Raw genomic sequence first — 15,050 nt, 5'->3', positions numbered from 1 at the left:
TTTATTTTAGGAACATACCATGCTAGATATTTACGAAAGATTAGGCACCCATTGTCACGACCCAGTCCACACCACAGTAACCTTAACTCACGAACAGCGTGATCGTGGGCGTTTGAAACTGATAGGTGACAATAACGAAGAAGTTCGCGTTTTCCTTGAGCGTGGTAAACCGCTGTTAGTCGGTGAATTTTTGAAATCGGAATGCGGCAAGATAGTGCAAGTGAATGGCGCGGTGGAAGACGTGGCTCATGCTAGCTGTGAAGATTGGGAAGCTTTTTCCAAAGCCTGTTACCACTTGGGCAATCGCCACACCAAAATTCAAATTGGCGAACGCTGGCTGCGCATCAAGCCTGACCATGTATTAGAAGACATGCTGCACATGCTTGGCTTGATTGTCACTCATGAAGAAGCCGTGTTCGTCCCAGAATCTGGAGCTTACAGTCATGGACATAGCCACCACTGACATCAGCTTATTACGGTTTTTGCAATTAAGCAGCGTCGCTTTGCCCGTAGGTGGTTTTGCCTTTTCCCAAGGCATGGAATACGCCATTGATCAAGGCTGGGTGAAAAACAAAGCCGAGGTATCCGATTGGATTGGTTTACAGCTGCAGCAATCTGTGGCGCGAATCGACTTGCCCGTATTGCAGCGTTGCATGGTGGCGGCAAAACTCAATGATGCCGAGCGACTGTTTGAGCTAAATGACTTGGTTTTGGCCTGCCGAGAAACCAAAGAGCTGCGTTTAAACGACACCGCCATGGGTGAAGCCTTGTTTCGTTTAATGGGCAGTTTGCAAATAGACACGCCGTTTAAGCGTTTAGATGAAATGAGTTTTGTCACCTTGTTTGCCATTGCTGCGAGTCATTGGAACCTGAAAGCGGATCTTGCGTCGTTGGGCTTTGCTTGGTCTTGGTTAGAAAATCAAATCGCCGCCGCGACCAAGCTAGTTCCCCTTGGGCAAACCCAAGCACAAGAATTGTTAGGGGAATTACAGACAGACATTCGACAGGCCATTGTCTTGTCGTTAACGATTGAGGAAGACCGCATTGGCGCTGGGTTACCTGCTATTGCCATTGCCAGTGCTCAGCACGAAACACAATATTCGCGGCTGTTTCGGTCTTAGGTGAAGCGGTCAATTTAGACTTATCAACCCTAACGAGGGATTGGGTTTTGTAGGTCGCGGCTTTAGCCCGACAAGACGTGAAGTGTTGTGGTGAGTTTTTTGTCGGCATAAATGCCGACCTACAAGTGATTGGTCTAACCATAAGATTTCTAATGTATTTTTAAAAGGAACCTAGTATGAAAAAACAAACGTTACGAATTGGTGTGGGTGGTCCAGTAGGATCAGGTAAAACGGCGTTGCTGCGTTCTTTATGCAGCGCGATGCGCGATCATTACAACATTGCCGTAGTGACCAATGATATTTACACCCAAGAAGACGCGAAGTTCTTAACTCAGCATGAAGCCTTGGATGCGGATCGTATTATCGGTGTCGAGACCGGCGGTTGCCCACATACGGCGATTCGTGAAGATGCATCGATGAACCTAGCGGCAATTGATCAATTATTAGAACGTCATGGTGCCTTGGATCTGGTGTTTGTAGAAAGTGGTGGCGATAACTTAAGTGCGACTTTTAGTCCTGAATTGTCGGATTTGACTCTCTATGTGATTGACGTGTCTGCAGGGGATAAGATTCCTCGTAAAGGTGGCCCAGGTATTACCAAATCCGATTTGTTGATTATTAACAAAACCGACTTAGCCCCTTTGGTTGGTGCTTCTTTAGATATCATGGCACATGATGCCAAGATTCAACGGGGCGAGCGTCCGTTTATTTTTTCGAATCTTAAAAAAGCCCAAGGCTTGGACGACATCATTAAATTTATTGTGTCGGAAGGCATGTTGGAAGCAAAAGAGTTACCAGCGGCGAAAGCGGTTGTTTAGTTCAGATTGATTCAGTATTTGGAGAAAGATTATGAAGGCATTGAAAACAAAAGGGTTATTGGTAGCGGCTTTGCTATTGGCGTCAGGTGCTGTTCTGGCTCATCCGGGGCATGAACAGGCTTCTAGCTTTATGACGGGTTTTGCTCACCCAATGGGTGGTTTGGACCATCTTTTAGCTATGGTGGCGATTGGTCTTTGGGCGGCGAGCATAGGTGGTCGCGCTTTGTGGGCGATTCCGGCCGCGTTTGTTATGACTATGTTGTTAGGTGGTGGCTTAGCCGTGGCCGGTTTGACTGTGCCATTTGTTGAGCAAGGAATTCTGTTGTCTGTCATCGTATTGGGGGCTTTGGTGTTGTTTGCTAAGCGTTTACCAACGACGGTTTGCGTGGCAATTGCCGGTGGTTTTGCGTTGTTTCACGGTGCCGCTCACGGAATGGAAATGCCGTTGAATGCTAATGGTCTGCAATATGCGCTGGGCTTTGCTTTGGCAACGGCTGGCTTGCATGTGGTTGGTCTGGGTTTTGGTCAGTTAATGGCGAAAATCGGCACGCCTTTGGCGACGCGTATTAGTGGTTCTGTGATTGCTGTTGCAGGCTTGGTGCTTGCTCTTGTATAAGCCTATGAGCGGTATGTTATGGCCTAAGCGTGAGACTCTATGACGGCGGCGCAAAAGATCTTTAAAGTGCGACGCCACTATAATAAGTGGGTCGCTGACCAAACCATGGAAGATTACGCTCTGCGTTATACCTCTAGGTATGATAGTAGCTCCAAACAAGGTCACAGTCACACCATGAGCATCGAGCGCGTCGGTCATACGGCGCTCGGTGCCACGGCGTTTTTGGCTCTAGAGGGATTGGCCGCTGTTATTACTCTGGCGTACGGTTTTACCAATGCAGTGGCGGCGATTCTCATTGTGTTGGCGGTATTTTTTATCACCGGTTTCCCCATTGCTTATTATTCCGCTAAGCATGGTTTGGACATAGATTTATTGACCCGAGGTGCCGGTTTCGGCTATCTCGGATCGACCATTACTTCGCTGATTTACGCATCGTTCACCTTTATTTTTTTCGCTATTGAAGCGGCTATTTTGGCCTCGGCGATGGAAGTTCTGTTAGGCATTCCCTTGGCATTGGGTTATGCGCTCTCGGCCATTTTTGTTATTCCCATTGTGACACACGGTATTCGCGCTATCAGTCGTTTTCAAAACGGCACCCAATGGGTTTGGTTAGTGTTACAGGTCGCGGCTATCGGTGTGGTAGTTACGCAAGAATACCAAAACTTTGAAGGCTGGACGCAATACGCGCCAGTGGATGTACCGAACAGTACGCATTTTGATTGGGTTTTGTTTGGTGCGGCGGCATCTGTGTTGTTTGCCTTGATGGCGCAGATTGGCGAGCAGGTCGATTATTTACGGTTTTTTCCAATTAAGACCCAACAAAACCGCCGCCGCTGGTGGTTTTGGCTGATTTTAGCGGGTCCAGGTTGGGTGTTTATTGGCGCAATTAAAATGCTATTGGGACTCGTTTTTGGCTTATTTGGCCATTTCCGATGGTGCTACTGACATCCAAGCTACTGATCCAACTTATTTGTATCAGCGCATCTTTTTCTTTTTAACCACGTCGCCTACTACTGCTTTGATTTTAGCGGCGGTGTTTGTGTTTATCTGTCAGATGAAAATCAATTTAACCAACGCCTATGCGGGTTCCATTGCTTGGTCGAATTTCTTTTCACGCTTAACGCATTCCCATCCGGGGCGTGTAGTTTGGTTGGTGTTTAACGTGACCATTGCCTTATTGCTGATGGAATTAGGCATTTATCAAGCCTTGGGTGCGATTTTAGGCGTGTTTGCCATCGCCGCGGTGAGCTGGCTGGGCAGTTTGTCGGCGGATTTATTGATCAATAAGCCCTTGGGACTAAGCCCTAACTATGTCGAGTTCAAACGCGCGCACCTATACGACATTAATCCGGTCGGAACTGGGTCGATGTTGATCGCAACTACGTTAGGGTTAGTGAGTTATTTAGGTGTCTTTGGCGACGTGGCGAAAAGCTTATGCCACTTTATTTCGTTGGGTTCTTGTTTCGTCTTTGTGCCGCTAATCGCTTGGATCACCAAGGGCAAATACTACCTTGCGCGCCAAAGCCCTGAGCTGATTCCGATGATAGAGTTAGCAAAGCAGCGCAACCCTAAATATGTCACCTTGACCTGCGGGATTTGTGAGAATGCGTTCGAAACGGAAGACATGAGTTTTTGTTCGGCCTACATGCAGCCGATTTGTTCTTTGTGTTGTTCCTTGGATGTGCGCTGTTTAGATAGCTGCAAGCCGCAGGCAAGTATTGGTCAGCAGAGCGATTATTTCTTAAAGTTGTTTTTACCCAAAGGTTTGGTGAAAGCTCTGAGTTCGCGTTTTGGTCGTTTTGCGTCTTTGTTGTTGGTGATTAATATCATTAACGCGGCACTGATGATGCTGATTTATCGGCAGATGGCACCGAGTTCGTTGAGTGAAGAAGCTTTGTTAAAAGACACCATGTTGGCGCTGTTTTTTACCTTGTTGATTGTATCTGGCGTGTTGTCATGGTTATTTGTGTTGGCTCATGAAAGTCGCGTGGTGGCGCAGAAAGAGTCGAACCGTCAAACGCGAAAATTGATTCGTGAGATTGATGCTCACCAAGAAACCGACAAAGCCTTACAGCATGCCAAAGAGCAAGCCGAACGAGCAAATGAGGCGAAAAGTCGTTATCTCACCGGTATTAGTCACGAATTACGTACGCCACTGCAATCTATTATTGGTTATGCACAACTTTTATCTGAGAAAGCCAATACGCCCTCTGGACATCAGAATGGTTTGGATATTATTCATCGCAGCGGGTTGTATTTGGCAGATTTGATCGAAGGTTTGTTGGATATCTCTAAGATAGAAGCGGGGCGTTTTGACCTGTATCGCAATACGGTGGATTTGCCCAAACTGATCGACCAACTCAACAGTATGTTTGCTATGCAGGCGCGCAGTAAAGGGGTGCAATTTCAGGCAAAAATTCTGGCGCCTTTACCACAACATGTTATTACGGATGAAAAGCGCTTACGACAGATTTTGATCAATTTGTTGTCAAATGCAGTGAAATATACGCCAAAAGGTTCGGTTTTGTTTGAAGTGAATTATCGTAATCAAGTAGCGGAATTTATCATTCGAGATACGGGCATTGGTATAAAAGAAGGCCATTTAAAACGTATTTTCGATCCTTTTGAGCGAGTCCGTGATGTTAGCACTGGGAATTTACCCGGTACGGGCTTGGGATTGACCATAGTGAAGTTATTGACTGAAATTATGGGAGGAGATTTGCAAGCGCGTTCCGTGATTGGAGAAGGGAGTGAGTTTCGAGTGAGCTTGATGTTGCCTTGGGTTAGTCAAGGAGATGGCTCTGCTTATGAATACAAACGTATCGTGAGTTATCGGGGTTATCAGCGCACCTTGATGGTGGTGGATGATGATCCTGTAGTACGTGGTTTATTATCGGATATTCTTGTACCGCTTGGTTTTAATGTGTTGGAAGCTGCCGATGCTGAAAGCTGTTTGGATGAGCTGGAATCCTGCTCGCCAGATTTATTTGTCCTAGATGTGTCGATGCCTGGAATGGATGGCTTGAGCTTGGCTAAGCTGTTACGGGATCGCGCTTACAGTGCGCCGATTATTATGCTGTCCGCTGATGCTAAAGAGAATCAGCGCAAGCCAGATGAGCAAGCGGCGTTTAATCAATATTTGGTTAAACCGGTGAACAACAGTGCCTTATTGGATGCTATCAAACACTGGCTAGTATTGGAGTGGGTGTATCAAGAAACAGAATTGGATACCTTAGCACTAACGGCTCTTAAGAAGACGGTTAGCGGTAACGAAGAACCTTACCAAGACGTGCTAGAAGATCCATCCGTTGCCACGATTCCAGACCATGAAAGTGTTCGAGAGCTGATGGCGTTTGCTGAAATGGGTTATAAAAAAGGCGTGCGTGGCGTGTTGGATCAGCTGGCCAAAAAAGACGTGATTGCCCAGACTCATTTACAGCAATTGGAAAGTTTGTATCAAGGTTTTCAGTTTGATGCGATTGCTCAATATATACAAACAAACTCACAGTTAATGTGTGAGGTCAGTGAGAAACCGAATGATGAACCCCAGTAGTAAAAGTGACATTGTCTTAGTGGTCGACGATTCGCCTGATGCGTTGAGTCTGATTCATGACACTTTGGAAGCGGCTCATATGGATGTTTTGGTCGCTCTGGAGGGACGACAGGCGTTAACCATTGCGAAACGGATTCGACCTGACATCATTTTGCTTGATGCCATCATGCCAAATATGGACGGTTTTGACACCTGTCGAGCATTAAAAGCCGACCAAAGTTTGGCGTCGATTCCGGTTATCTTTATGACGGGATTAAGCGACACGGACGATATTGTGCGCGGTTTAGAAGCAGGTGGGGTAGATTATCTCACCAAGCCGATTCAGCCCAATGAACTGATTGCTCGTATGCGGGTACATTTGTCGAATGCACGCTTGAGCAACAACGCGCAATCGGCCCTTGATAGCATGGGGCAATATTTAATGACAACCAATCACGCTGGTGAAATTACTTGGGCCACACCACAAACTTACGCGTTACTTGCCAAAGCGCGGGCTAATAGTGAGTGGCAAAGCACACACTTAGCATTGCAAATACGTCTTTGGTTGGCTCATCAACCTGTGATAGGTAACCTGTTGAAACTCAGCGATTTGGACTATCCGCTAGCGCTGAAAATGATGGGCGTCACGGAACAGAAAGAAGTGTTGTTAAGATTGGAAGATGGTGATAAACCCACAGGCCCTGCGCTATTAAAGAAAGAGCTGGATCTTACCGATCGGGAGTCAGAAGTGTTGCACTGGATTGCCAATGGTAAAACCAACCGCGAAATCGCGGAAATTCTCGATATGAGTTCCACGAACGGTCAACAAACACCTAGAACAAATCTTCCCCAAGCTCGGTGTCGAAAACCGTACTTCCGCCGCAGGGGTGGCATTGCGCATTTTATCGGCCGATCGTTAATAAATATCTTTTGAAAATAGCTTGGTCATTCAGACTTAACTTAAGGTAAGCATTTACATATTTTATCCGTATAAAAATTACTCTATGCTGGTTTTTTATTGCATCGTAAAAGGTGTTTATCGTATGTCTATTCAGTACAAGGTTAATCAGTCTATTACCTCTGCTCAATTCATTGAGCCTCTTGTCTAAAACCTCCCTTGGTGCGCGTCGTCCCATTGATAATACTGAGACCATTGAAGCCATGTTAAAACACGCTAATCTGCTGATTACCGCATGGCAGGGTGAGGCGCTTGTTGGTGTGGCGCGTTCGGTGACAGATTTTGCCTTTTGCTGCTATTTATCAGACTTAGCGGTGGATGAATCTGTACAGGCATCGGGGATCGGTAAAACCCTGATTCGAATGACCAAGGAAGCCTTACAGCCCAAGTGCTCTTTGATTTTATTGTCTGCGCCGCAAGCCGTAGCGTATTACCCTAAAATTGGCTTTACCCAACACAACAGTGCATGGGTGCTGACGAATATTGATGACTTAAAATAAGGAGTCTATTAGGCAAGTAACCAACTGAATTATATAGGGTTTTGTAGGTCGTGGCTTCAGCCCGACAAAACGTGATTTGTCGTCACGAGTTTTTTTGTCGGCCTAAAGGCTCGACCTACAAGCAAGCTATCCTCTTGAAGAAAGGCTGCTTAGATCTGGAATTGACCCACTTCATTGTCTACTTGTTGTGCAAGTAGGCTAAGCCGTTTCGATTGTTCCACACCGGTTTGGCTTTCTGAGGCTAAGTCCGCAGCGACTTGACGAATGATCTCGCTGTTTTGGCTGATTTCATTGGTGACAGCGGTTTGCTCTTCTGCGGCAGTGGCGATTTGTGTCGCCATGTCAGAAATACTAACAATGGCGTTAGCGATTTCTTCTAGACTTTGTGTGGCGGCATCGGCATCGGCTACGCTGGTTTGAGCTTTTGCACTGCTGTTTTGCATCGACACAACAGCTCTCGATGTTTGTTCTTGCAGTAACTCGATCATTTTTTGAATTTCTTCCGTCGAGGCATGGGTGCGCTGTGACAAGGTACGAACTTCGTCGGCGACCACAGCAAAGCCACGACCATGTTCACCGGCACGTGCGGCTTCAATGGCGGCGTTTAATGCCAATAAGTTGGTCTGCTCCGCAATGCCTATAATGGTAGCGAGAATGCCGCTGATTTGTTGGGCATGCTTATCTAGATCGGCTATCTGTTGTGTAGCGGCGCTGACTTCGTTGGCCAGTTCATAGGTAGAATGACGGCTTTTTTGTACTTGCGCACTGCCTTTATTTCCCAGTTCCACAGAGTGACCCGCGGCTTTAGCGGTTTGCTCTGCATTGCCAGCGATCTCGTGGGTTGCCGCTGCCATTTCAGTTACTGCAGACGCCACCATGTCGATTTCTTGTTGCTGAGTCGCCACACGCGAGGCGCTTTGTGTTGAAGAATTCGATACTTTGTGTGCTTCGTCTGCCACATCTTTGGACAGCGTTTTTAGTCGTTCAACCACACCGTGCATATGGCCCACAAAATCGTTAAAGCCTTGTGCCAATACACCAATTTCATCGTCGCGTTTTACTGGGATGCGAGCGCGTAAATCGCCTTTACCTTTAGAGATATCTTGTAACGCATTAGAAACTCGATTTAGGTCACTAAAGAGGACTTTGAACAACCAGTATAAAAAGCAAATAAAACCGATTAAGAGAAGTAAAGCGGTGACGATTTGGCGAATCAAGACTTTATAGACAGGTGCCATTAGTTCACTTTTGTCCATAGTAAAGATCAATGACCAATCCGTGCCTGGAATGGCTTGTCCATAAGCAAATACCTCTTTTCCATTTAGGGTTTCTTCCGCTAACTTGTCTTCCTTGATCAAATTAGACAGAAGTTTAGGGGCAAAAATCGAAGAGATAGACTCGGCTTTTTTCATCACCATGTCTCTGTCTGGATGGGCAATAATGTCGTTGTTCGACGCCACCATCATGGCAAAGCCTGACCCTGGGACGTTAAGCTCGCCAACTTGTTTAGACAGCTGATCCAAACTGAGGTTAGCGCCAACCATGCCAAATGTTTGTCCATTTCGGTTAACAGGATTCGTTAGAATTATCACTAAATCTTTGGTGGTGGAGCTGAGATTTGGTCCAAGTATGCTGGCTTTACCTTTGCTCATGGCCTCTCGGTACCAGTGTTGTTCGCGGGGATCATAGTCAGGTCGTTTGGCATCGAGTGCGGGATCTTGGCGATACATATTGCCGTCGTTGTTGCCGTAATAAGTTAGCGCAAATTGGCCGCTATCGAAGGCTTGTTTGATCGCGATATAGGGCGATTGTTCTGGTGCGCGTTCTAAGGTATTGGCAAGCGAGGTGGCAATGACTTTACGGCTATTTAACCATTCACTGGTATTGTCACCATAGGCACCAGCAAAGTGACGCACGTCTTTCAATAAAGAGTCACGCATTTGCTGGGTGAGCGACAAGGTCGTTTCGGTAATGAGGTAAGCTGTCGTTATGACGACCGCTAAAATACTGACACTCAATAAACGAGTGCGCAGAGAAAGAGTCATTCAGATATCTCCAATAAAAAAAGGGCGTAGCATTGTAGTAATGCTTACGCCCAAAGAGGTTTAAGGTACGCTAAAGCACGAAGGTGATTAGCAGGTTAAATAATAAAGCGGCGGCAAATCCCAATGGTGCGGCACGGAATAGGAGTTGTGGAAAGAGCTTGGTGCGGCTTTCCTCTGTTGGGCAAGCGCCCAGCATCAAACTACCACCTGAAGAGAAAGGCGAAATTGCCGTGGCTTGTGCACCGACAACAATACAGATGAACAGCATCATAGGATCCAATGACAAGCTTTGTGCAATGGACGGTACGATTGGGAAAAGCGCAGGTGTTACGACGCCTAAGGTACTGGCAAACAGAGACATAAATGCGGCAACAATCCCAAATACAACAGGAACAAATACCGCAGGGATAGAGGTGCCAATCCACGAGGCAAGGTCGTCGATGGTGCCGGCTTTGATAGCAACCGAGATCAACATACCCACACCACAAATCATAATAAGCGTAGACCAAGGCACAGAAGCAATGGCTTTGCGTTCATCGCCTAGTTTCAACAACAGCGCAATGACAGAGAACACACTGGCAATTAAGCCAATGTCCATTTTTGAATTGATGAAGCTAATCGTCTGATTATCAGGGAATACTAGGTGTGAAATTGGCGCAAGCAATACTAAGCCCATCATAACCAGCGTTAGTATGAGTGTTTGGCGTTGTTCTTTATTAAACGCCGTGGGCGCTTCTATTTGAAAGCCGCCTTTGGCGATCGTGCTACGGTGTTTGGTGAAGAAAATCAGCGCCGTAATCACGATGAAAGGTATGATAGCTGAGCTTAGAAAAATACCAATAGAGTTGATAAAGGCTTGGTTTTCTGTGATACCGGCGTTTGTCATGATACCGCGGAAAATAATGCCGCTCTGACTAGACATAAAGTTCGCCCCCGTTAGTGCCCCATAACCTACCGACATCGAGCCAATTACCATACTCATGCCAGTACGCTGGCAAAGCAGTAGGGTAATAGGCGCCATAAAGGCTAATACCGTGTAGTAGCCTGCGCCCAAAGCCGAAATAATCGTTGTGGTAATGAAAATGGCGTAAGGCAACAGATGGGGGAAATGGCGGCAACGATACATGAGATGCTCGGCCAGCTTTTCCAAGGTGCCATTGATGATGGCGAAGCTATAAAACAAAGACACAGAGAAGATAATAAAGAAGATCTTCAGAGGCCACATTTTAATGATGTCGTTTGGGCTTAGTCCCAGTGCAAAGCTGCCAATCAAGTAGGCAAAGGCAATGGCAAACAGTCCGATATTAATACGAGTTTTATAGCCGAGAATGATGGAGAGTAGTATGGCTCCAACAACAAGTAGACTCATTTTGATGGTTCCTTTTCACACTGCCTGGTTGGCAATTAAAATTTAAATAGCTTGCTTGGGTTCGTTATCAGGATCTGCTTGCGTTCATCCATGTTTGGCAGTAATGCTTCCATAAACTGGTATTGTTCTGGGTAATCGGTTTGTGATTCGAACTGGGTATGTGGCCAGTCACTGCCCCACAATAAAAGTTCTGAGTGTCCATAAGCTGAGCGCAAAGTGGCTAACATGGTTTGTGCTTGCTCGAGGTTGGCATCACAGCGATAGGCTGCTGATACCTTAGTCCAGATAGGCGCACCGCTGCTTAATAAATCTAAGAAGTCTTGATGGGCAGGATTGGATACTTGAATGCCCGTTGAAGTCCGTCCAAAGTGATCGACAATAATCTCTACGCCTGATTCTAAAATAGCCGGTAGAAAACTGGCTAAATCGTCGATTTCTCGCTGAATTTCTACCACCCAGTTGCGCTGTGCCAATTTACTGAAAAAGCTCTGCCACAGCGGTGCTGTGTAATCTTCCAGCGGCTTTTTAATAAGATTAAGACGAATGCCAACCACGCCGGCTGCGTTCAAATCGTCCAGCTCTGTATCACTGATGCTAGGATCGACAACTGCAATGCCTTTTAACTGTGTTGCGTGTTCGCGCAGCGCAGCCAGCATAAAGTGGTTGTCTGTGCCCAAAAAGCTTGGTTGAACCAACACGCCATGAGACACATTGTGTTTGGCTAAGTGATCTAAAAAATCTTCGGCCAGTGCATTGTATTCTGGTGCATATCGACGCTGTTCGGCCATAGGAAGGTCAGTGCGAAATAGATGCGCATGAGTATCGATGCCTGTTATTAATGGTGATAGATGCGTTATTTGAGAATCGTGTTTTGTCATTTTTTATTATTCAATGTGAAAGATTAGTGTAATTTTTTGTAATTCATATATATGAATATATGTCTATATGATTGGTAAGTCAACAATCGTGGATCTTCTGTTACCTGAGTATTAGAATAGGCCCTACTAAAAAGAGCCTCACCAATTAAGGGCTCGCTAACAAACGCTTATAAATAAGAGATGATAATGACTTTTTTCAAGCATGGGCGGGATAAACGTTTGCCGCTGTATCAACAGGTACGTGATGAATTGCTAGAGAACATCAGCGCGGGGATTTGGTTGCCGGAGAAGCCTATCCCGACAGAAAGTGAATTAACCAAAAGCTATGGCGTAGCCATTGGTACGATCCGTAAGGCCGTGGATACGCTAGTGAATGATGGTTTGCTTTATCGAAGCCAAGGTCGTGGTACTTTTGTGCGTCGACCAGATTTCAACGCTTCGTTGTTTCGATTTTTTCGTCAGATGTCTGCGGATGGACGTTTTGTCATGCCGAAAAGTCAGCTGTTATCAAAAACCATGAAACAACCGTCTAAGCACATTGCTGATGCGTTAAACCTTAAGATAAAGGATCGCGCCATTTGCCTTGAACGTCTGCGCTTTTTGGAAGATCGCGTGGTGCTAACGGAAGAAATTTGGCTGCCTGCGTCGTTATTTAGCCGTCTGATTGATCTCGAATTGTCCGAGTTTGGTAATTTGCTTTATCCATTTTATGAGCAAGAATGCGGTCAGCTTATCGCGTCAGCAAAAGAAACCTTAACGATCCAATCGGCCAATACCCGCATTGCAGGAGCATTAAACATCGCTGAAAACAGCCCCGTTGCGGTGATTGAACGAGTGGCTTATGGTTACGATAAAACGCCCTTGGAGTACCGCATTTCCCATGGTGCTGCAGAGACGTTTTGTTATCAAATAGAGATTACTTAAACCGTTAAGATAGTGCTTGACCAACGCCGCTTGCTAACGCTTACTACTCGTTATGTTATGCCGTGCAAATGAGCGGTATTTTGTAATGAATAGAAGGACTTTAAGGCGTTAATATGAAGATTACTGATTTACCCTTTGGTGTTACCGATTGGCAAGGCGTGGAGAAAACCACCCACAAAGGTGAAAGTGGCTTTGCCTACTGGCAGACCAAACAATTTGGCGATATTCGTGTACGGATCGTGACTTATTCGGCGGGTTATTTAGCCGACCATTGGTGTACCAAAGGTCACATTCTTTTTTGTATGAGTGGCGAGCTGAAAACAGTCTTAAAAGATGGCCGTACTTTTGTTCTGTCTGCAGGCATGAGCTATCAAGTGGCCGACGATGCCGAACCGCATCGTTCTTCCACAACAGAAGGCGCAACCCTGTTTATTGTTGACTGATAGTTGTAGATTGAGCACGACTAATAGATTGAAAAAAGCAAAACCACGTAGGTGATTTTGCTTTTATACTTTATGCTCCTCAATCGCTTAATTGGCTGTTATAGAAGACACAAAACGTTGCCGAAAAGCGCTGGGCGTTAGCCCCATAATTTTTTGAAAGGCTTTACGGCAACTTCCCACATCGTCATACCCTACTTGCAAAGCGATGCTTTCGAACGGCAGTGTCGTTTCCTCCAACTTGTCGCAAGCGGCTTGAATACGAAGTCGCTGCACATATTCATTTGGGTTGAATTCAGTGCATTTGGCAAAACGTCTTAAAAAGGTTCTCGGTGTGAGTTTGGCGAGAGCGGCCATGCTTTCGGTGCGTTGCAGTTCGGCAAAATGCCCTTGTAAATGATGTTGAACCGCCAGAATCGCCGCATCGCCATGGTCGAAATTTGGCTGGAATTGCTGATAATAGCGTTGTTCTCTTTTGCCGGTATCAATGACTAACGTTTTGCCTAGCTGACGAACAATATTGGCATTCATCAAGGCTTGTACCAGCTCCATCGCCAAATCCACCCAAGACATCATGCCACCGGCGCTGATCACATCGCCTTGGTTAATCAATATCTTCGACGTGTCCATTGCTTGTTGAGGAAAACGTTCTTTAAACAAACCTTCTAGCGCCCAGTGTGTTGTCATCAGTCGTTTATCCGTAATGCCTGTGTAAGCCAAGAAAAACGCTCCAGCGCAGGCACTGCAAAGCATGGCACCTTGTCGATGTTGTGCGATTAAAAAATCATTGATGCTGGCATTTTTCTCGCTGTAACTGGCTTTCTCCAAACTGGGAGGCAATAACACCGCGTGATAAGGTTGTTGGGTTGCTTGTTTGTTGAGCAGGTTGGCTTCATACAAAATATGCGTTGTGATGCGAACTTCTAAGCCTGCTTCTTCACAGGCTTCATTGGCAAGCTCGAACGTCTCGGCAAAACCATAAACCGCCGACAAGAGACAATGAGGATAAGCAAGCACAGCGATTTGATAATGTTTCAAGGGAAATACTCATTTTGTCAATTTTGGCTTTTAATATGGCAAATTTGACACTGTAATGGAACCCATCGTTTTGCGATGCTAGGGTTCTTGATAACGATCTTTGCAAACAACAGAATAGGAGTCGACCATGAGCCGCACCGCATTATTAGTCATCGATGTACAAAACGATTATTTCGACAATGGAAGCTTTCCTTTATGGAACACAAAGCAGGCTTTAAAAGAAATCCTTAACGCCATTCAAACCGCGAAAGAGCAAGATGCCGCTGTAGTCCTGGTGCAACATGTGGCTGAAAGTGAATCACCACTATTTGCTGAAGGCAGCGAAGGGGTTAAATTACATCAAGCCATTTTAGACGCTGCACCAGATGCGCCTATCGTCACAAAAACACACGCTGATGCGTTTCAAGAGACAAACCTGACGCAAGTGCTAGAAGAACTGGAAGTAGACCGCTTGGTTATCTGCGGCATGATGACGCAAAACTGCGTGACACACACGGCGATTTCAGATGCTGCTGATCCTTACCAAGTCAGCATCCTGCCAGACGCTTGTACCACCCGTGAAGAACTGCTGCATTTTATTGCCCTAGAAGCGATTCAAGCAAAAGTGACCTATACCGATATTCAGCACGCTTTTGAGCGAGTTTAAATCAGTCGCTAACGATAAATAAAAAACGAGTAAAACGCATAAAACTAGAGGGCTGAGTAATTGGTTGGTTAAAAAACGTCAGATAATCAACCACTTTCGAAAAATTATTACATATAAATGGCATCGACTTCTTGGCAAGCGGCAATCATGTCGATATAATCTGCA

Annotated in this window: 12 protein-coding genes and 2 pseudogenes; 10 read left to right on the top strand and 4 right to left on the bottom strand. The window is 45.9% G+C overall.

The window, feature by feature from the left end; genetic code table 11:
* The first annotated feature begins 19 nt into the window (after positions 1–19).
* The 7 genes and pseudogenes from AC0L6V_RS12925 (at position 20) to AC0L6V_RS12895 (ending at position 7,545) form a co-directional block, all read left to right on the top strand.
* Positions 20–463 carry an urease accessory protein UreE gene (locus tag AC0L6V_RS12925; protein WP_265218322.1) on the top strand — a complete coding sequence of 148 codons (444 nt, stop codon included), beginning with the start codon at positions 20–22 and terminating at the stop codon, positions 461–463.
* On the top strand, positions 444–1,121 hold the full coding sequence (locus tag AC0L6V_RS12920; protein ID WP_265218323.1) for an urease accessory protein UreF: 678 nt from the start codon (positions 444–446) through the stop codon (positions 1,119–1,121). Before AC0L6V_RS12925 ends, AC0L6V_RS12920 begins: the two co-directional genes overlap by 20 nt.
* 176 nt (positions 1,122–1,297) lie before the next feature.
* The gene (gene ureG / locus AC0L6V_RS12915) at positions 1,298–1,939 is read left to right on the top strand and encodes an urease accessory protein UreG (RefSeq protein WP_265218324.1); all 642 of its coding nucleotides are present in this window, start codon (positions 1,298–1,300) and stop codon (positions 1,937–1,939) included.
* 31 nt (positions 1,940–1,970) lie between these two features.
* Positions 1,971–2,555 (top strand): HupE/UreJ family protein, encoded by a 585-nt coding sequence (locus AC0L6V_RS12910; protein WP_265218325.1) that lies wholly within the window; start codon positions 1,971–1,973, stop codon positions 2,553–2,555.
* Positions 2,556–2,594: 39 nt separating this feature from the next.
* Positions 2,595–6,108 (top strand): annotated as a pseudogene (locus tag AC0L6V_RS12905) (hybrid sensor histidine kinase/response regulator).
* A pseudogene (locus tag AC0L6V_RS12900) lies at positions 6,092–7,007 on the top strand (response regulator). The pseudogenes AC0L6V_RS12905 and AC0L6V_RS12900 overlap by 17 nt, the downstream one beginning before the upstream one ends.
* Before the next feature lie 181 nt (positions 7,008–7,188).
* Positions 7,189–7,545: a GNAT family N-acetyltransferase gene (locus AC0L6V_RS12895; protein ID WP_265218329.1), complete on the top strand. Its 357-nt coding sequence runs from the start codon at positions 7,189–7,191 to the stop codon at positions 7,543–7,545.
* 149 nt (positions 7,546–7,694) lie between these two features.
* On the opposite strand, the gene AC0L6V_RS12890 is transcribed toward AC0L6V_RS12895, so the two are convergent.
* The 3 genes from AC0L6V_RS12890 to AC0L6V_RS12880 form a co-directional block, all read right to left on the bottom strand.
* Complete coding sequence (locus tag AC0L6V_RS12890; protein ID WP_409418619.1) at positions 7,695–9,590, bottom strand: methyl-accepting chemotaxis protein; 1,896 nt, start codon at positions 9,588–9,590, stop codon at positions 7,695–7,697.
* Between the two features lie 70 nt (positions 9,591–9,660).
* Complete coding sequence (locus tag AC0L6V_RS12885) at positions 9,661–10,959, bottom strand: SLC13 family permease (protein WP_265218332.1); 1,299 nt, start codon at positions 10,957–10,959, stop codon at positions 9,661–9,663.
* A gap of 35 nt (positions 10,960–10,994) precedes the next feature.
* Complete coding sequence (locus tag AC0L6V_RS12880; protein WP_265218333.1) at positions 10,995–11,837, bottom strand: amidohydrolase family protein; 843 nt, start codon at positions 11,835–11,837, stop codon at positions 10,995–10,997.
* A gap of 186 nt (positions 11,838–12,023) precedes the next feature.
* Between AC0L6V_RS12880 and AC0L6V_RS12875 the strand changes: the two genes are divergently transcribed.
* Entirely contained in the window at positions 12,024–12,761 is a 738-nt protein-coding gene (locus AC0L6V_RS12875; RefSeq protein ID WP_265218334.1) for a GntR family transcriptional regulator, read from the top strand.
* A 113-nt stretch (positions 12,762–12,874) separates the two neighbouring features.
* Positions 12,875–13,204, top strand: a complete 330-nt coding sequence (locus AC0L6V_RS12870) for a DHCW motif cupin fold protein (RefSeq protein ID WP_111608850.1) — start codon at positions 12,875–12,877, stop codon at positions 13,202–13,204.
* A gap of 87 nt (positions 13,205–13,291) precedes the next feature.
* On the opposite strand, the gene AC0L6V_RS12865 is transcribed toward AC0L6V_RS12870, so the two are convergent.
* Positions 13,292–14,239, bottom strand: a complete 948-nt coding sequence (locus tag AC0L6V_RS12865; RefSeq protein ID WP_265218335.1) for a GlxA family transcriptional regulator — start codon at positions 14,237–14,239, stop codon at positions 13,292–13,294.
* 127 nt (positions 14,240–14,366) lie between these two features.
* On the opposite strand from AC0L6V_RS12865, the gene AC0L6V_RS12860 reads away from it, so the two are divergent.
* A complete protein-coding gene (locus AC0L6V_RS12860; protein ID WP_265218336.1) occupies positions 14,367–14,885 on the top strand; it encodes a cysteine hydrolase family protein in 519 nt (172 codons plus the stop codon).
* The last annotated feature ends 165 nt before the right edge of the window (positions 14,886–15,050 follow it).

It is taken from the genome of Marinomonas sp. G8-14 (assembly GCF_055808935.1).
This window is presented reverse-complemented; position numbering and strand designations above follow the sequence as displayed.

Excerpts from the sequence above, each read along its gene's own strand:
- AC0L6V_RS12880 (WP_265218333.1), bottom strand. The coding sequence starts at position 11,837 with ATGACAAAACACGATTCTCAAATAACGCATCTATCACCATTAATAACA.
- AC0L6V_RS12885 (WP_265218332.1), bottom strand. The coding sequence starts at position 10,959 with ATGAGTCTACTTGTTGTTGGAGCCATACTACTCTCCATCATTCTCGGC.
- AC0L6V_RS12860 (WP_265218336.1), top strand. The coding sequence starts at position 14,367 with ATGAGCCGCACCGCATTATTAGTCATCGATGTACAAAACGATTATTTC.
- AC0L6V_RS12910 (WP_265218325.1), top strand. The coding sequence starts at position 1,971 with ATGAAGGCATTGAAAACAAAAGGGTTATTGGTAGCGGCTTTGCTATTG.
- AC0L6V_RS12890 (WP_409418619.1), bottom strand. The coding sequence starts at position 9,590 with ATGACTCTTTCTCTGCGCACTCGTTTATTGAGTGTCAGTATTTTAGCG.
- AC0L6V_RS12925 (WP_265218322.1), top strand. The coding sequence starts at position 20 with ATGCTAGATATTTACGAAAGATTAGGCACCCATTGTCACGACCCAGTC.
- AC0L6V_RS12870 (WP_111608850.1), top strand. The coding sequence starts at position 12,875 with ATGAAGATTACTGATTTACCCTTTGGTGTTACCGATTGGCAAGGCGTG.
- ureG (WP_265218324.1), top strand. The coding sequence starts at position 1,298 with ATGAAAAAACAAACGTTACGAATTGGTGTGGGTGGTCCAGTAGGATCA.
- AC0L6V_RS12875 (WP_265218334.1), top strand. The coding sequence starts at position 12,024 with ATGACTTTTTTCAAGCATGGGCGGGATAAACGTTTGCCGCTGTATCAA.
- AC0L6V_RS12920 (WP_265218323.1), top strand. The coding sequence starts at position 444 with ATGGACATAGCCACCACTGACATCAGCTTATTACGGTTTTTGCAATTA.